Annotated in this window: 9 protein-coding genes and 3 pseudogenes; 10 read left to right on the top strand and 2 right to left on the bottom strand. The window is 63.8% G+C overall.

The genetic code is table 11. From position 1 onward, the window contains the following. Positions 1–36: 36 nt before the first annotated feature. Positions 37–1,434 carry a serine hydrolase gene (locus tag ACHMW6_RS26220; protein WP_395401253.1) on the top strand — a complete coding sequence of 466 codons (1,398 nt, stop codon included), beginning with the start codon at positions 37–39 and terminating at the stop codon, positions 1,432–1,434. On the opposite strand, the gene ACHMW6_RS26215 is transcribed toward ACHMW6_RS26220, so the two are convergent. Both ACHMW6_RS26215 and ACHMW6_RS26210 read right to left on the bottom strand, forming a co-directional pair. Further along, positions 1,427–3,778 (bottom strand): GspE/PulE family protein, encoded by a 2,352-nt coding sequence (locus ACHMW6_RS26215; RefSeq protein WP_395401251.1) that lies wholly within the window; start codon positions 3,776–3,778, stop codon positions 1,427–1,429. The two genes, ACHMW6_RS26220 and ACHMW6_RS26215, sit on opposite strands and share 8 nt — an antisense overlap. Before the next feature lie 8 nt (positions 3,779–3,786). Continuing rightward, positions 3,787–4,680, bottom strand: a complete 894-nt coding sequence (locus ACHMW6_RS26210) for an MBL fold metallo-hydrolase (protein WP_395401249.1) — start codon at positions 4,678–4,680, stop codon at positions 3,787–3,789. Positions 4,681–4,853: 173 nt separating this feature from the next. On the opposite strand from ACHMW6_RS26210, the pseudogene ACHMW6_RS26205 reads away from it, so the two are divergent. From ACHMW6_RS26205 to ACHMW6_RS26165, 9 genes and pseudogenes are all read left to right on the top strand, one after another. Continuing rightward, positions 4,854–6,469, top strand: a pseudogene (locus ACHMW6_RS26205) (GAF and HD-GYP domain-containing protein). Next, positions 6,469–7,176 (top strand): annotated as a pseudogene (locus ACHMW6_RS26200) (CHASE2 domain-containing protein); the annotation flags it as partial. The pseudogenes ACHMW6_RS26205 and ACHMW6_RS26200, both read left to right, overlap by 1 nt. Next, positions 7,073–7,489: pseudogene (locus ACHMW6_RS26195) on the top strand (hypothetical protein); the annotation flags it as partial. The pseudogenes ACHMW6_RS26200 and ACHMW6_RS26195, both read left to right, overlap by 104 nt. Positions 7,490–7,598: 109 nt before the next feature. Then, positions 7,599–7,808, top strand: a complete 210-nt coding sequence (locus tag ACHMW6_RS26190; protein ID WP_395401247.1) for a hypothetical protein — start codon at positions 7,599–7,601, stop codon at positions 7,806–7,808. Further along, positions 7,787–8,722 (top strand): adenylate/guanylate cyclase domain-containing protein, encoded by a 936-nt coding sequence (locus ACHMW6_RS26185; RefSeq protein ID WP_395401245.1) that lies wholly within the window; start codon positions 7,787–7,789, stop codon positions 8,720–8,722. The genes ACHMW6_RS26190 and ACHMW6_RS26185 overlap by 22 nt, the downstream gene beginning before the upstream one ends. Positions 8,723–8,847: 125 nt before the next feature. Next, positions 8,848–9,495, top strand: a complete 648-nt coding sequence (locus ACHMW6_RS26180; protein WP_395401243.1) for a hypothetical protein — start codon at positions 8,848–8,850, stop codon at positions 9,493–9,495. A 174-nt stretch (positions 9,496–9,669) separates the two neighbouring features. Beyond that, positions 9,670–11,442, top strand: coding sequence for a ShlB/FhaC/HecB family hemolysin secretion/activation protein (locus tag ACHMW6_RS26175; RefSeq protein WP_395401241.1), 1,773 nt, complete (start codon positions 9,670–9,672; stop codon positions 11,440–11,442). After that, positions 11,324–17,137, top strand: a complete 5,814-nt coding sequence (locus ACHMW6_RS26170) for a beta strand repeat-containing protein (RefSeq protein ID WP_395408716.1) — start codon at positions 11,324–11,326, stop codon at positions 17,135–17,137. Before ACHMW6_RS26175 ends, ACHMW6_RS26170 begins: the two co-directional genes overlap by 119 nt. Beyond that, complete coding sequence (locus ACHMW6_RS26165) at positions 17,106–17,948, top strand: FecR domain-containing protein (RefSeq protein WP_395401239.1); 843 nt, start codon at positions 17,106–17,108, stop codon at positions 17,946–17,948. Before ACHMW6_RS26170 ends, ACHMW6_RS26165 begins: the two co-directional genes overlap by 32 nt. The last annotated feature ends 20 nt before the right edge of the window (positions 17,949–17,968 follow it).

Genomic DNA, 17,968 nt, shown 5'->3' with positions numbered 1-17,968 from the left:
TTAATATTAACTTATTTGAAACCATAAGGAGATTCAATGGTGCGCTGGCAGGCGGTGGCCGTAATCGGCATGTTGTGGACGGGCGCAGTTCGCGCCGATGCGCTGGACCAGCTGGTAAAAGCGGAAATGGCGCGGCAGCACATTCCGGGCTTGAGCATCGCCGTGGTGCGCGAAGGTCGCATCGTCAAGGAGGCCGGCTATGGCCTCGCCAATGTCGAACACCAGGTCGCCGCCACGCCGCAGACCATTTTCCAGTCTGGCTCCGTCGGCAAGCAGTTCACCGCTGCGCTGGTGATGCTGCTGGTGCAGGATGGCAAACTGGCGCTGGACGCGCCCGTGGCGAGCTACCTGCCCGATGCACCGCCGGCATGGTCCGGCATCACCGTGCGCCATTTGCTGACGCACACGGCCGGACTGGCGGAAGAGGACCCATCGCAAGACATGCGCAAGGATTTCACGGAAGACGAGTTGTGGCGCGCCATTGCAAAAGTGCCGCTGCAATCGCAGCCCGGCGAGAAATGGGCCTACAGTAACCTGGGCTATCAGGTGCTGGGCGTCTTATGCTCGCGCGTGGCAGGCAAGTTCTATGGCGACCAGCTGCGTGAACGGATCTTCGTCCCGGCCGGCATGCAGGCGCGCATCATCAGCGAGCGCGATATCGTGCCGCACCGCGCGGCCGGTTATGACAGGGTGAATGGCGTGCTGCGCAACCAGGAGTGGGTGTCGCCGTCCGCGAACACGACGGCGGACGGCAGCCTGTATCTGACTGCCCGCGACCTGGCGCGCTGGTCGATCGCGCTGGAAGGGGACAAGCCGCTGAGCGCTGCCATCAAGCAGGCCAGCTGGACGCCGGTGCGCCTGAGCGGCGGCGGCGCAGCGCCCTATGGCTTCGGCTGGATGGTGGGCGACTACAAGGGGCACCGCTTCGTGCAGCACAGCGGCGCGTGGCAGGGCTTCACGTCGCATATCTCGCGCTATGTGGACGATCGCCTGGCCGTCATCGTGCTGGCAAACCGCTCGCAAGCCGACCCGGCGCATATCGCCGACCTCATTGCAGGCCGCTACATCCCGGCGCTGGCGCCTGTCCAGCACCGGCTTCCGCCCGCCGCGGCCTTTGCCAGCGTGCCGTTCTACCTGCGCGGCAGCATGAATGGCTGGGGCCTGGAGCATCGCCTGCAGGCGCGCGGCCCCGGCGTGTTCGAAGCGCGAGTGGAGCTGGACGCGGGCCAGCACAGTTTCAAGATCGGCTCCGAAGACTGGAATGACATCGATCTCGGCGCGCGTTTCGATGAAGCCGCTACGCACGCTGAGGAGGCCAAGCCGCTGGAAGCGAAAGGCGGCAACCTCACGCTGGAGGTGCCGCACCGCGCGACTTATGTGTTCCGGCTGAACGTAAGTGGGGCGCCGCGGCTGGTGGTGAGCCCGGCTATTTGATGCAGACCGCGCGCACCGCCTTCACGTCCGTGATGCCGAGCAGGACTTTCTCGATGCCGTCCATCTTCAGCGTCAGCATGCCGTCTTCCAGTGCGGCAGCCAGCAATTGGGCGACGCGCGCGTGCTCCTGCAGCAGCTTCTTCACGCGGTCGGTGCCGACCATCAGCTCGTGCAGGCCCACACGGCCCTTGTAGCCCTTGTTGCACTCGTCGCAGCCGACGGGGCGGTACAGCGTGAACTCTCCCTGCGCATCGGCGTAGCGCTCGCGCCAGCCGGCCGCGATGCGGGCGCGGGCGGCGGGAGAGTCCTTCATGAAAGCCTCCGTCTGGTGCAGTTCCTCGCTGTATTCGGACAGCAGCAGCTCCAGTTCCGCGTCGCCCGGATGGTAGGGCGCCTTGCAGCTGTTGCACAGCCGCTTGGCCAGGCGCTGCGCCAGGATGCCCAGCAGGGCGTCGGCGAAATTGAACGGGTCCATGCCCATGTCCAGCAGGCGCACGATGGACTCGGGCGCGCTGTTGGTGTGCAGGGTGGCGAACACCAGGTGGCCCGTCAGCGAAGCCTCGATGCCCATCGACACGGTTTCCTTGTCGCGCATTTCGCCAACCATGATCACATCCGGATCGGCGCGCAGGAAGGCCCGCATCACGGTCGCGAAATCCAGGCCGGCCTTGCGGTTGACCTGTACCTGGCGCAAGCCTTTCTGCGTGATCTCGACCGGATCTTCGGCAGTCCAGATCTTGGTCTCCGGCGTGTTCAGGTAGTTCAGCACCGAATGCAGCGTGGTGGTCTTGCCGGAACCGGTGGGGCCGCAGACGAAGAACAGGCCGTAGGGCTTCTCGACGGTGGCGCGCAGGCGGTCCAGGTTCATGGGCAGCACGCCCAGCTTGTCCAGCGGGATCGGTTCGCCGGCCGCCAGGATGCGCATCACCACGTCTTCCACGCCGCCGGTGGACGGAATGGTGGCGACACGCAGTTCGATATCCAGCGGGCCATACTTCCTGAACTTGATCTTGCCGTCCTGCGGCTTGCGGCGCTCGGAGATATCGAGGTCGCACATGATCTTGATGCGCGCCACCATGGCCGCGCGGTAGGCGGCCGGGATCTCGATATACGGCACCAGCGTGCCATCCTTGCGGAAGCGGATGCCGGTCTTGCCCTTGCCGGGCAGGGGCTCGATGTGGATATCGGACACGCCCTGGCGGTAGGCTTCAACGATGATCTTGTTGACCAGCTTGACCAGCTCATTCTCGACCGCTTCCGACACTTCGGCGTCGTGTTCCTCGTCCGCATCCTCCATGCCGGACAGCAGTTCGCCCACGCTGGCCGTATCGCCCGGCGTGCCGTAGAACTGCTCCACCGTCTGCGCAAACTCGCGCCCCGTGCTCACGCAATACACGACTTTCGAACGGGGGAAGATCTGGTTGACGATGCGCGTCTGCATCACGCGCTCGGGATCGACCGTCATCACGGTCAGGCCTTCCTTGTTCTCTTCCAGCGGCAGCCAGCCCGACTCCTCCACATACTGGCGCTTCAGGTTCTTCAGCAGATCCATCGGCTTCACGCGGTCGGCCCTGAATGGCTCGTAAGCGACGTGGTAGTAGCGGGCCAGCGAAGCACCTATGGCGGGCAGGCGCACCTGGAACTCGTCCACCAGCACATCCTCCACGCGCAAATCCTTCTTGCGCGCCGAGCGCACCGCCAGCTCCAGTTCCGGACCGGCCAGCACGGCATCGGCCACCAGGCCATCGTAGCGCGTGCGCACTTGAGGCGCGGGTTTCATGCGCTGGCACAGTGCGACCGACAGCGTCTTGCACAGTTCGCGCACGCCATCCAGCGCCATGGGCGGGAAAGGACCGCCGTCGCGATGGTTGATGAACTGGACCACGCCCAGCAGCTCGTTCTTCCCTTCATCCATCAGCGGCGCCACCAGCATTTCGCGCGTGCGGTAGCCGGTGCGCTGGTCCACGCCTTTCTGGAAGTGCAGGTCGGGCGAGATGCGCTTCAGTTCCGTCGAGTCATAGACGTCGGCGATGTTCAGCGTCTGGTGGGTGAGGGCGACATAGCCCGCGATGCTGCTGGGCGCCACCGCCAGCTTCAGGTCGCGGAATGTGGTCAGCCCGGTCTTTACTTTGGAGACGATGTAATCCTTCTCGAAATCCATCGCATACAGCGTGAAGCGGTCGCAGTGCAGCAGGTCGCAGAATTCCATGCCCAGGTCGAGCATGATTTCATCGATATTGCTGGTGGCGTGAATCTTCGTTGTAACAGCCTGCAGCTTGCGGAAGAAAGCCAGGCGCTGGCTGGTGTCGTTGCGTTGCGGGGTTTCTAAGTCGGTATCGCTCATGGTCGCTTTTACAGTGCTACTTCCAGTCCTTCATAGGCCAGGAAAACCTGGAGTCCGTTGAGCTGGGATTCGTAGCGCGCCATCACTTCCGCGAACACGGCTTCCAGCTCGTCGTCGCTGCGGGTTGGTTCGTGATGGGTGCAGTAAAGCTTTTTAGCGCCGGCGCGCAGGGCCATGTCGAGCGCACTATCGAAAGTGCCGTGGCCCCAGCCGACTTTGGAAGGATACTCCTCCCGCGTGTAAGAGCAATCGATGACCAGGACATCGGTGCCGCGGATCAGGTCATCGATGGCGGCCGTGCGCTGCTCCACATGCTCCTGGAAAGCTACGTGCTCGGGATGGTTCGCCGGGTAGATATTGAACAGCGGTTCATGGTCGCCCGTGAAGAACATGGACTTGCCGTTGCAATCGATGCGGTAACCGAGGTCCGTGACCGGGTGGCTCATCACCACATTGGACACGGTCGCGTCGCCGACCTGCACCGGCACGCCGACGGTCAGCGTCTGGTATTCGATGGTCGCATCCATCTGCGTTTCGCTGACGGGGAAATAACTGTTCTGCAGCTGCACGCCCATCACGTGCTCCACACCCTTGCCGGTATCGGGATCGATGGCGCCATGCAGGCGCACGCGGCTGCCCTTGATGAACAGCGGCGAGAAGAAGGGCAGGCCGTGGATATGGTCCCAGTGGCTGTGCGTGATGAAGATATTGGCGTGGATCGGACGTTTGCCGGAGGCGACCAGGGATTGCGCCAGGCAGAAAATACCGGTGCCGCCATCGATGATGATCAGGGTGTCATCATCGGTGCGCACTTCGATGCACGTGGTGTTGCCGCCGTAACGCACAGTGCGCGGGCCGGGCGAGGGGATGGAGCCACGCACCCCCCAGAATTTGAATTTCATTGATCAAAGTCCCTAGTTTGCTCTTTTATTGCCTTGCCGATAATTGTGGTGAGTGATGTAGCAAGTGCAACACCCAGCGATGATAGCGTTTTTTCACACCTTCCGGACCGATTTCACACAATTCCCGGCGTTGCAATATACAAGCGTTTGCTCAGGAGATACACTTTCGGGCTATGGACGACCTGACCCCCACCCAAATTGCGCAGCGCCTTGAGCAGCTGACCGAATTAAGCGTTGCCCTTGGCGATGTCCGCGACATCGATCTGCTGCTGGAACGCATACTGCTGGTGGCGAAAGGCATGACCCACGCCGATGGCGCAACCTTGTACCGTCCGAGCGAAGACCGCCGGGCCCTGTGCTTCCACATCAGCGTGAACGACAGCCTGGGCATCCGCCTGGGCGGCAGCAAGGGCAAGGCGGTCGATATCCCACCCGTTCCCCTGTACCGGGACGGCGATGAAAAGAATATGGAATCGGTGGCGGCGTGGTCGGCGCACGCGATCAAGTCCGTCAATATCGAGGACGTGTATGCCTCCACGGAGTTCAACTTCTCCGGCATGCGCAAGTTTGACGATCAGTTCGGCTACCACTCGCAATCCTTCCTCACCGTGCCGATGCACGACCATGAGGGCGAGTTGCTGGGTGTCCTGCAACTGATCAACGCGAAGAATCCTGTCAGCGGCGATATCGTCGCCTTCTCCGCCACTGACCAGCGCTTCATCGAAGCCCTGGCGGCGCAGGCGGACGTGGCCCTGACCAACCAGCGCCTGATCGCCCAGCTGGAAGAACTGCTGGAAGCCCTGGTCAACCTGATCAACATCGGCATCGACGAAAAGTCGCCGTACACGGGCCGTCATTGCCAGTTCGTGCCCATCCTGACGATGATGCTGGCCGAAGCCGTGCACGACACGCAGGACGGGCCGATGTCGTCCTTCCGCATGTCCGACGCCGACCGCAAGGAATTGTGGCTGGCCGGCCTGCTGCACGACTGCGGCAAGATCACCACGCCGGTGCACGTGGTGGACAAGGCGACCAAGCTGCAAACCATTTATGACCGCATCGGCCTGATCGACACGCGCTATGAAGTGCTGATGCGCGATGCGGAGATCCGCGCGCTGCGCAACGAGCTGGCCGGAGGCGACGCGGCCGCCATCCGCGACCGCCTGCAAAGGAACTGGCCACGCTGCGCGACGAGCGCGACTTCCTGCGCCACGCGAATATCGGCGGCGAAGGCATGAAGCCGGAAGACCAGCAGCGCGTGCACCAGATCGCGGCGCGCCGCTGGGTCGGTCCGGACGGCGTGGAGCAGGCCTTCCTCAGCGCGGATGAAGTGCTGAACCTGACCATCCGCTTCGGCACCCTGACCGACGAAGAGCGCAAGATCATCAACAACCATATCGTGATGACGGTGCGCATGCTGGATTCGCTGCCCTGGCCGAAGCACCTGCAGAACGTGCCGGAATACGCGGGCGGCCACCACGAGCGCATGGACGGCAAGGGTTATCCGAAGGGCCTGCGCAAGGAAGACATGTCCGTGCCGGCGCGCGTGATGGCGATTGCCGATATCTTCGAGGCGCTGACGGCGCGCGACCGCCCATACAAGAAAGGTAAGGCGCTGTCCGAATCGCTGGACATCCTCGGCAAATTCAGCCTGAACGGCCATATCGATCCGGACCTGTTCGATATCTTTATCCGCAAAAAGGTCTATCTGGAATTCGCCCGCAAGCACATGGACCCGCGCCAGATCGACACCATCGATGAGTCGCGCATTCCTGGCTACACGCCCTGATGCGCAAGCTGCTCGCCCGCCACGGCGCGCGCTGGCTGCTCGGCTTCGTGCTGACGGCGGCCGCCGCCTTGCAGCTGGCGGGCTACCTGCATGCCGAGTCCATCGAAAGGATGGACACTTTCTTCGCCGGCCTGCGCATGCGCATGGAAAAGCCGGAGCTGGATCCGCGCGTGGTGATCGTCGATATCGATGAGCGCAGCCTGGCCGAAGTAGGGCGCTTCCCCTGGAGCCGCGACAAGCTCGCGCAACTGGTGCAGCAGCTTACCGAACACTATCAGGTCGCTGCGATAGGCTTCGACATTTCCTTTCCCGAGCCGGACACCAGTTCCGGCTTCGATGTGCTGCAACGCCTGTCCCGGCGTGAGCTGAAGGATGTGCCGGGGCTGGGCCGCCAGCTGCAGCAGCTGCAGCCGCAGATGGATTACGACGGCCTGTTCGCGCGGGCGATGGAAGGCCAGCCGGTGGTGCTGGGTTATAGCGTGTCCGGCAGCCAGCGCAAGGGCGAGCTGCCCAAACCCGCCTTCACCGTGGACGCGCTCAACGGCCGCACGCTGGACGCCTACAGCATCAGCGGCTATGAAGCGAATATCGGCCGCCTGCAGGATGCGGCCCACGGCGCCGGCATCTTCACCGCGCTGCCGGACCGCGATGGCGTGGTGCGCTCTTCCGCGCTGCTGCAGCGCATTGGCGACGGCTATTACCCGACCTTGTCCCTGGCTACCGTGGCAACCGCGCTGCGCGCCCGCGCCATCGCGCCGCTGTGGGAAGGCACGGTCGATACGCTGGACGAGGCCCAGCGCAAGAGCGGCGGCCTGGATGCGGATCGCGCTGTTCCATCCGGAGGGCCGCATCCGCATTCCGGTTGGCGAAGGGCTGACGACCACGGTGCAGTTCCGTGGACGCGGCGGCCCGCAGGGCGGCGCCTTCCGTTACATCCCGGCGGTGGACGTGCTGAAGGGCAGCGCCCGGAGCGAGCTGCTGGAGGGCGCGATCGTGCTGGTCGGCACCACGGCGCCGGGCCTCAACGATTTGCGGGCCACGCCGGTCAGCGCCGAATATCCCGGGGTGGAAATCCACCGCCAACCTGATCAAGTCCATCCTGGACGACAGTTTCAAGTCGCGGCCGGACGTGGCCACGGCGCTGGAAGTAATCCAGGCCCTGCTGCTGGGCGTGGCGCTCACGCTGGCGCTGCCGGTACTGGCGCCGGCCTGGTCCATCCTGCTGTCGATCGCTGCGGCAGCGGGAGCCGCTGCGCTCAACCTGCATTTCTACAGCAAATATGACGCTGTGCTGATCTGGCCACCATCCTGCTGCTGGTGCTGGGCCTGTTCATCCTGAACCTGGCCTGGGGTTATTTCTTCGAGGTACGGCGGGGCAGGGCGCTGGTGTCGCGCTTCGGCGAGTATGTGGCGCCCGAGCTGGTGGCCGAGATGGCCGAAGACCCGGAAAAGTACAATATGGATGGCGAAAGCCGCGATCTGACCGTGATGTTCGTCGATGTGCGCGGCTTCACCACGATTTCGGAAGGGCTCACGCCAAAGCAGCTGCGCGAGTACATCAATCTTTATTTGACGGCGATGTCCGAAGACATCCGCGACAGCCACCGCGGCACGCTGGATAAATATATCGGCGACGCCGTGATGGCCTTCTGGGGCGCGCCGGTTGCGTTCCCGGACCACGCCAGCCGCGGCGTAGCCACGGCGCTGAAGATGCAGGAAAGCGCGGCCCGCCTGAACGCCGATTTCCAGCAGCGCGGCTGGCCGGAGCTGAAGATCGGCATCGGCCTGAATTCCGGCCTCATGCATGTGGGCGATATGGGCTCCAGCATCCGCCGCGCCTATACCGTGATGGGCGACGCCGTGAACCTGGCCTCGCGCCTGGAAGGGATCACCAAAGTCTATGGCGTGGGCATCACCGTCGGCGCCGCCACACGCGCCGCCGCGCCCGAATTTGCCTACCGCGAGCTGGACCTGGTGCGTGTGAAGGGCAAGAACGAGCCGGTGGCGATTTTCGAGCCGGTCGGCCTCGACCGCGACATCGATGCCGCCACCCGCGCCGAGCTGCGCGCCTGGGATGAAGCGCTGGCCCATGTGCGGGCACAGCGCTGGGATGAGGCGGAAACGGCCCTGAACGCCTTGCGCGCCGGACACGACCGGCCGCTTTACGCCCTGTATGTAACAAGGATGATATGGTATCGCGCCAACCCGCCCGGCGACCGTTGGGACGGCGTCACAAGCTTCGAAACGAAGTAAAAACACCTCAACTTTGCGCCCGCGACGAGCGTACAATAAAGCTATCAGCGAATCTGCACACGCTGGAGAGTCAGAAGAAGATTGCTCTGAATCTAGGCAAGAAGAACATTGCCGGGAGAGCCGAGATGAAGTCGCTTCGCATGTGCCATATAGCCGGGATGGCCCTAGCCTCGGCATGCAGTACCGTCGCGGCCAGTCCGCCCGTGACGGACGGGGCAGCCGCACAGGCATATCCCGCCGCCGATCCCCAACTCAGTTTCGATATGTCCGCCTTGCAGCGCGGGCTCGTCGACCTGCCCGGCCCCCCCAGCAACAACGTCACGCTGCGCATGGCTGCCACGATGACAAAATCCTTGCCGCGCGACTGGGCGGTGAGCGCCAGCCTCAGCACCCAGTACGGCAACGGCGACGTGACCCAGCAGGAACTGTTTGCCCCCGCCACCAGCACCTCGCTGGCCCTGATGACCAAACGCGACTACCTGAAAGATGGCGGCTTCGCCCGCAGCGTGGAGCTGCGCTCTCCCAACCTGTGCGCCGCCTGGCTGCATACCTGCCGCGCCCTGATGTTCTATGACCGCAATTACATCCGCTACAACCGCGACTATGGCGGGCAGCTGCGCAGCGGCACCGTCGGCAGCATCGGCGTGGGCGTGCGCATGCAGGTGCGGCAGGGCATGAACCTGCAGCTCGATGCCGGACGCGTTACGCGTAATAACCAGATGCCGGACGATGCCCGCGCCCGCGTCAGCCTGCGCCTCGGCTATTCCTTCTAGATTTTTCCTGCCTTTTCCACCGTTTGCGAACGGTCGGCCGTTAAATTATTGCTCACAAAGTGTGTCATTTCGGCTTAAAATGCGCGACTTGCATTGGTTAATTAGTTATTTCCTCAGATAAATAACGGATAATTCTCCCTGCTGTTTCCTCATCCCAATAAAAACACTCCATTTATGAAATACCGCCTGGCCGTTTTGCTTGCCGCGTCTACGTTTGCGTCCGCTGCTTTGGGACAGGACGTGATCCGTTTCGAAATCAGCCGCTTCGATGTGCAGGGCAATACCCTGCTGCCTCTGGCCGAAGTCGAGCGCATCGTTAGCCCATTTGCCGGTAAAAACCGCGATTTCGGCGATGTCCAGCGCGCCCTGGAAGCGCTGGAAGAGGCTTACCGCACGGCAGGGTACGGCGTGGTGACGGTGGAATTGCCCGAACAGGAACTCGACCGCGGCGTGGTGCGCCTGAATGTGGTGCAGACCAAGATCGGTCGCGTGACGGTCCAAAACAACCGGTATTTTGATGAAGCCAACATTCGCCGCAGCCTGCCGCATCTGGAAGAGGGCAAGTCGCCCAACCTGACCCGCGTATCGAACGACCTCAAGCTGGCGAATGAAAACCCGTCCAAAAAAGTGACGATGAAGCTGCAAAGCGGCGAGCAGGACGGCGAAGTGGACGCCAGGCTGGACGTGAGCGACGAGAGCCCTTGGAAGGCCATGCTCAATGCGGACAATACCGGCACCGAGCAGACCGGCCGCACGCACCTGGGCGTGATCCTGCAGCATGCCAACCTGTTTGGCCGCGATCACGTGGCCAGCCTGCAGTACACCACCTCGGCCGAGGAGCCGAGCCGCGTCAAGGTGTATGGCGCCGGCTACCACATTCCCCTGTACGCACTGGGCGATGCGCTGGACTTTTACGCCAGCTATTCGAACATCGATTCCGGCACCGTGACCGCCGGCGTGTTCAACCTGGCAGTGAGCGGCAAGGGCGCCGTATATGGCGCGCGCTATACGCACAACCTGGCCAAGGTCGGGAACTACGAATCGAAGCTGCAGTTCGGCGTCGATTACAAGGCCTTCAAGAACAGCGTGCTGCTGCTGGGCCAGGAGCTGGGCAACGATGTGAGCGTGCACCCGCTCAGCGTGTCCTATGCCGGCAACTGGACGCTGCCGCAGGCTGAAGCGGCTTTCTCGGCCACGCTGCTGCGCAATATTCCGGGCGGCTCGCGCGGCAAGCAGGAAGACTTCACGCGCGCCCGCGTCGGCGCCAAGGACGATTACAGCATCCTGCGCCTCGGCGCCAGCTACACCCGCGTGCTGCCGGCCGACTGGCAGCTGCGCGCGCTGCTGAACGGCCAGCTGACCAGCGATGCGCTGGTGCCGGGTGAGCAATTCGGCATCGGCGGTTCGTCCTCGGTGCGCGGCTTCATTGAACGCGAAGTGTCCAATGACGTGGGCGCCGGCGCCAACCTCGAGGTCTACACGCCGAACCTGTGCGGCGATAACTGGCAGTGCCGCGCGCTGGCCTTCTACGACACGGCCTGGGTCAAGCGCCGCCACGCGCTGCCGGGCGAACTGGAAAGCACCACCATCGGCAGCGCGGGCCTGGGTCTGCGCGTGCTGCTGTCCACCTATGTGAACCTGCAACTGGACTACGGCCATGTGACCAGGGCCGGCGTTACGGGGCGTAATGGCGACAGACCGCCTGCACGTGCGCCTCGGCCTTTCCTATTGAGGCAACACCATGAAACAACACCAACAATTCAATCTGCAGCGCAAACTGCTCGTGGCGACTATCGCGGCCTGCTTCGGCAGCGCCCATGCGAACCCGGTGGCGCCACAGGTGGTCGCGGGCCAGGCGGCCTTCAGCCAGCAGGGGAATGTGTTCTCGATTACGAACACGCCCAATACCATCATCAACTGGCAAAGCTTCTCGATCGCGCCGAATGAGATCACGCGCTTCATCCAGCAGAATGCGGACAGCAAGGTCCTGAATCGCATCACAGGCCAGGACCCGACGAAGATCCTCGGCTCGCTGCAGTCGAATGGCCAGGTGTTCCTGATCAACCCGAACGGCGTCCTGTTCGGCAAGGATGCGCGGATTGACGTGAACGGGCTGGTGGCCTCCAGCCTGTCCCTGTCCAACGCCGACTTCCTGGCCGGGAAGCACAACTTCAAGGCGGACGGCGCGGCCGGCAAGGTGGAAAACCAGGGCCGCATCACCACGCCGCAAGGCGGACAGGTATTCCTGATCGCGCCGAATGTCGAGAACAGCGGCATCATCACCTCGCCCAAGGGCGAGATCATCCTGGCCGCGGGCCAGAGCGTGCAGCTGGTCGATTCGGCCAATCCCTCCGTGCAGGTGGTGGTGTCCGCACCGTCCGACCAGGCGCTGAACCTGGGCCAGGTCGTGGCGCAGGGCGGCCGCATCGGCATCTTCGGCGCACTGGTGAACCAGCGCGGCAGCGTGAACGCCGACAGCGCCGTGATGGGCGAGAACGGCACGATCGTGCTCAAGGCCAGCGGCCGCACCTCGCTCGAAGCGGGCAGCGTGACCAGCGCGCGCGGCGCCGGCAAGGGCGGCGATATCCAGATCCTCGGCAAGCAGGTTGCCCTGACCGGCGACGCCCGCGTGGACGCCAGCGGCGCCCAGGGCGGCGGCTCGGTGCTGGTGGGCGGCGACTACCAGGGCGCCAACCCGTCCGTGCCGAATGCGAAGCAGACCTATGTCGGCAAGGATGCCGTGATTTCCGTGGACGCCGTCGACAATGGCGACGGCGGCAAGGTCGTGGTCTGGGGCGATGACGCGGCCAGCGTGCACGGCACGATCACCGCGCGCGGCGGCGCGGCCGGCGGCAACGGCGGCTTCACCGAAACCTCGGCGCACACGCTGGATGTGGCCGGCCTGTACGTTGATGCCGGTGCTGCGCATGGCAAGCATGGCACCTGGCTGCTCGATCCGTGGGATATCGAAGTGAACGCCACCGGCGGCGGTGTAGTGAATGACGTTCTGGCCTTCCTTAATGGCGCTACCAGTGGCCTGACCCAGATTGCAGTCTCCGCGCTGAACCTCAATGCTGACATTGTGCTGCAGGCGCGCAATGACCTCACCATTTCCGATGCGCTGAATCTGGGCACCCAGGGCGCAAGCGTAACTGCGCTGGCTGGCAATCACCTGAACATCAACGCCCCCATCACGACCAATGCCGGCCGCATCGTCCTTTCCGCGAACGACGCCGGAGCACCGGCCACCGGCAGTGGCGTGCTGACCGTCGGCGCTGCGCTGACCAGCGGCGGCGGGGCCGTGTCGCTGAGCGGCGCCAACGTCAACCTGAACGCCGCGCTGAACGCCGGCGCCGGCAATGTGACTGTCGCCTCGAACAAATCCGGCGGCAAGATCATGATCGGCTCCACTGGCAGCATCGCGTCCAGCACGTCCACAAACGTGCCGCTGGTGCAGCTGACGGCCGACCAGATGGACCTTACGGGCGGCATCACCGGCGGCGCGGACGTCTGGCTCGCGCCGCTGACAGCCGGCACCTCCATCGGCGTGCGCACCACCAAGACCGGAACCGGCCTGGAATTCACGCCGACCGAACTGGCCGGCATCACCGCGCGCAATCTGGACATCGGCAATATGAACGCGGGCGGCCTTGAAGTGGCCGGCGCCGTCACACTGGCCAACGTCGATGCGCTGGCGCTGGCCAGCCGCGGCAATCTCGATGTGTCGGCCGGCGTGACCTTGTCGCGCACCGGTGGCGCGATCAGCGCGGTGGCGTATGACCCCACGGGAGCGGTGAACCTGAACAGCGGAGCGGCGCTGGCGGCCGACCATGTGGCCATCCAGGGCGACCATGTCAGCATCAACAGCGGCGCTTCAATTAGTACCGGCGCCGCCAGCGATGCCAGCGTCAGCATCGATCCTTACACCAGCGCCTCCGCGATCCGCATCGGCGCGAGCAAGACCGGCGCCACCGGTACACTGGAGCTGACCGGCGCAGAACTGGGCCGAGTCACCACGCAGCGACTGACCGTCGGCACCGGCACCGTGCATACGGGCTCCGTGACCGTAGACGGCGACCTGAATCTGAACAACGGCGCCACCGGCACCGGCCTGTTCGCGCTGGGCGGAAGCAGTATTGCCCTCAACGGCAAGGTAACGGCTGCCGGCGACCTCGCGCTGCAAGGCACGGGCGCGATCACGCAGACTGGCGAGATCACGGCCGGCTCGCTGTATGTTACAGGCACTTCGATCACGCTGAACGCCAATAATGTGGTGGGCGGCGTTGCAGCCCAGTCCAGCAGCGGCGACATCACCCTGGGCGCGGCAAACGGCGTGGGCCTGACCCACACCAGCACTCAGGCAGGCCTTAATGGCATGAATTTCGGCGGCATCTCGACCAGCGGTGATGTGACCCTGAATGTCGGTGGTCTTATCCAGGACACGAATGCACCGATCAGCGCGCCCAAGCTGACCATCAACGCGACAGGCGATGTAAGCCTTTATGCTCGCGAGTCCAACCGGGTGGCTTCGCTCACGGCGGAGAATGTGGGCAGTCTGCAATACTTAGGCAGCGGCAGCACGACGGTGGAGTCGGTCTCGATCACGTCCAATTCTCATAGCGAAGCCAGCATCAGTATCCGCGCCGATGACCTGGCCGTGAAGAATGTCGATGCCCGCGGCCAGTATCTGCATTTGAACGGCGGCACCGTGTCGCTGGCCTCGAACGCCAGCGTCAAGGGTGGCAACGTGTATGTGACTGCCGAAGGCGGATCGCTGACTACGGCCAGCGGCTCGAAAATGGAGGGCAACTGGATTAGCCTGCGCGGCGACTCGATGAACCTTGGGGGCGATATCAAGGCTAACACCTACACCGGCACGAACGTCGCCGGCCAGGTGACTCTCGGCACGTATTCCGGCGGCACGATCACGCTTGGCGACCCACAGGCAAGCCCGAGTGGCCTGGCGTTGAGTAATGCCGAACTGCGCAAGATCAGCGCCTACACCATTTTCGTCGATGGCAATGGCAGCTACGGCAATGGCTATGGCAACTACGGCGGCGCCATCTTCCTCGACAACCTGGCGCTGACCAACGAACTGCTGACCGGCCGCCTGAGGGTCAATGGCAGCAGCATCGACCTGTCTCGTTCGATCGCACTAGGCAGCGCGATCCTGAACCTGGAAACCTCTGGCACGGTGACAATTAACGGCCCGGTATCCGCCCAAGCAGTGGAAATCGACGCCAATACGCTGACCAATGCCGGCATGATCACTGCCAAATCGGTGGACATGAAAGCCTACCGCTTTGCGCTGAGCGGCGCCACGGGTGCCGGCATCAATGCGGACAATGGCGCGGGCACGGTATCGATCTACAGCAGCGGCAGCATCGGCCTGGGCGGCGCGAACGCCGTTACCGGCGCAGGCGCGCCGAACAGCTTCATCGGGGACGCAGCGCTAGCGTCGATTTCGGCGGCGAAGCTGAAGATCGAATCGAACGATGCGATGGCCGTGACGGGCGCCATGAGCAGCCCGGCGCAGAATCTTGAATTGCTGGCACACGGCAGCGATGGACTGACCATTGGCGCCAATGTGACTGGTAAGGATTCGGTGTATCTGAAAGCCTGGTACACACTGACCAATAATGGCCTGGTATCCGCCAAGGCAGTGGAGGTTGACGCCAACCGCCTCGCGCTGAGCGGAGCAACCGGTACCGGCATCAATGCGAACAATGGCGCGGGCACGGTGTCCATTTACAGCAATGGCACGATCGGCCTGGGTGGTGCTAACGCCGCCACGGGCGCCGGCGCGCCGGACAGCTTCCTCGGCGACGCCGCGCTGACTTCGATTTCGGCCGGCAAGCTGACGATCGGATCGGCCGGCGCGCTGGCCGTTACCGGTGCGATCAATCGTCCAGGCCAAGTACTTGAGCTGGAATCGAACGGCGTGGCCGGCCTGAGCATCGGCGCCAACGTGACAGCCAAGGTCGTGAACCTGATCGGCAACACGATCGATATCACGGGCACGGTGAACGCCGACATCGCGTCGCTGCAACCATCCAGTTCCGGCTACGAAATCGCGGTAGGCGGCGCATGCAGCGCCGCCGGCAGCTGCCTGTCGCTGACACAGTTGAACAAAGTACAGGCGCAGACAGTCGGTATCGGTTCCTCGGAAGACTATAGCGGCGCGATCAGGGTGGTGGATACCACTGGCCTGAGCGCTACGACCACGCGTCTTGGCCTGTTGACCACGGGCGGCATCACGCAGACCGGCGTGATCACAGTGCAGGAACTGGGCATTGAGGCCGGTCAGCCGGTATTGCTCACCATGGCCAACAATGTTGGCAAGCTGGCGGCCAACGTGAGCAACGACCTGACGTTCAAGAGCGCTGGCGACCTGTCCGTCGCACGCCTGACCGGGACAGGTTACAACGGTGAGACGGTGTATGACTTGAATGGCATTGCCAGCGCCACCAACATCAGCCTGGACGTCGGCGGCTCCCTGAGCCGCAGCGATGGCGTGATCAAGGCCAATAATCTGGACATCTCGGCTGCAGGCAGCATTGGGTCGACTGGCGCGCCGCTGTTGACTGCTGTGAGCACCTTGAGCGCTGAAAGCAGGGCGACCACCGGCACGATGCCGATCGTAATCACTAATAACAAGGCCGGCTATTCCAATGCGCTGAGCATCAGGAAGCTGAGGATTGCGGGCGGTAACGGTGGCGCGATCACTGTCGACAATTACGGCGCGACCACGATCGAGGCCACGACCGATCATAGCCCGACGGTTTGGACCAGCACTGGTGACATCACCATTACTGCCCACAGCCCGCTGACGGTGCGCGGCAAGGTCTTGTCGACGGCGGGGTCGATTACACTGGAAGCGGGCAGCACCGGTTCGGCCAGCGATGACCTGACCATCGAAAGCACCGGTGAAGTGATGACGACCACGGGCAATATCAGGCTCGTGGCCGGCGACCAGATCGTCCGCCAGAGCGGAGCGACCGTGACTGCCACGGGCGGCACGGTAACGAGCGTCTCGGACACGAACACGCCGCCGCCGGTAGAGCCGCCGCCGGTCACGCCGCCGCCAGTGACGCCGCCACCGGTGACGCCGCCGCCGGTCACGCCACCACCGGTCACGCCGCCGCCAGTTACGCCGCCGCCAGTTACGCCGCCGCCAGTCACCCCGCCGGTCGAACCGCCGCCTGTGACGCCGCCAGTGGTAACGCCGCCGGTTGAACCGCCAGTGGTTACGCCGCCAGTGGTTACGCCGCCTACGCCGCCGGTTGAACCGCCGGTGGTCACGCCGCCAGTGACGCCGCCGGTCACGATCCCGTCGTCGCCCGACGTCTGCGCGATCGCGCCGTCGCAGCCGCTCTGCCAGGTACTCTCGCCGCCGACGGCGAGTGAGCCGGTCAAGCCGGTGCAGGTGGCGCAGAGTCAGGTGATCCGCACCATTAACAACACGGAGATGCACTCGCCCACGTCGTCATCGTCGTCGTCCTCGGGCGGCGGCACGGGCGGCAACAGTTCGACGTCCAGCACTCCGGACGACAAGAAGATCGAGGCGAAGGCCGCGGCCGACGCAAGCAAGGACAAGGAAGGCACCAAAAATGATCCAGTCAAGAAAACTTACTGCAACTGAGTTTGCCCTGCGCTGCCTGCTCCTGCTGGCCCTTTGGGCCGCGGGCGCGATGGCGCTGGCCGCACCGGTAGCCGGCACGGTGGTGCAGTTGAGCGGTCCGCTGATGGCGAAGAAGGCCAATGGCACGATCAAGGTGCTGGTGCTGAAGTCCGAGGTGGAGAACGGCGACACGCTGGTCACCGAGAAGAACACCTACGCCATGGTGAAGTTCATCGACAACAGCGAGATCACGCTGCGTCCCGATTCCGCGCTGACGATCGAGAACTTCAGCTTCGACAACGGCAAGCAGGATGAGGACCGTGCCCACTTCAATCTCGTCAAGGGAGGCCTGCGCTCTGTGACGGGCCTGCTGGGCAAGCGCAGCAAGGAAAAGTTCGAGCTCAAAACGCCAACGGGCACGATCGGCATCCGCGGCACCACCTTTATCGCACAGTATGTGCCGCCGCCGCCGACGGCGACGACGGGTCTGCCCGGGCAGTTACCGTCCGCGAAGGCTCCCGCTTCGCCAGGTCCTGCCATGCCGGCCCCATCGCAGTCGGGGGCGGGCCTCGCAACGCCGCCGTCATTGGCGCCTGGCTTGCACCTGCAGGTGACCGACGGCGCGATCATTGTGACCAATAGTGGCGGCTCGCTCGGCTTCCAGGCAGGGCAGTTTGGCTACGTGCCGAGCGTGAATATGCCGCCAGTCATCGTGCCGCATAACCCGAACATCCAGTTCACACCGCCGCCTTCGTTCAACCCATCTGCGGGACCGGTATCCCCGGGGGCGGATCCGTCGAAGAGCAACGGCGTGGACTGCATAGTGAGGTAAAAAACGCTTGACCTTCCCAT

This window comes from Pseudoduganella sp. UC29_106 (assembly GCF_044055365.1).
Taxonomy (GTDB): Bacteria; Pseudomonadota; Gammaproteobacteria; order Burkholderiales; family Burkholderiaceae_D; genus Rugamonas.
The sequence above is the reverse complement of the archived record's forward strand: the minus strand, read 5'-3'. Positions and strand labels throughout refer to the sequence as shown.

Bases quoted from the DNA above. Each gene is read 5' to 3' on its own strand.
- ACHMW6_RS26220 (WP_395401253.1), top strand. From the start codon at position 37: ATGGTGCGCTGGCAGGCGGTGGCCGTAATCGGCATGTTGTGGACGGGC.
- ACHMW6_RS26215 (WP_395401251.1), bottom strand. From the start codon at position 3,778: ATGAGCGATACCGACTTAGAAACCCCGCAACGCAACGACACCAGCCAG.
- ACHMW6_RS26210 (WP_395401249.1), bottom strand. From the start codon at position 4,680: ATGAAATTCAAATTCTGGGGGGTGCGTGGCTCCATCCCCTCGCCCGGC.
- ACHMW6_RS26180 (WP_395401243.1), top strand. From the start codon at position 8,848: ATGAAGTCGCTTCGCATGTGCCATATAGCCGGGATGGCCCTAGCCTCG.
- ACHMW6_RS26175 (WP_395401241.1), top strand. From the start codon at position 9,670: ATGAAATACCGCCTGGCCGTTTTGCTTGCCGCGTCTACGTTTGCGTCC.
- ACHMW6_RS26165 (WP_395401239.1), top strand. From the start codon at position 17,106: ATGATCCAGTCAAGAAAACTTACTGCAACTGAGTTTGCCCTGCGCTGC.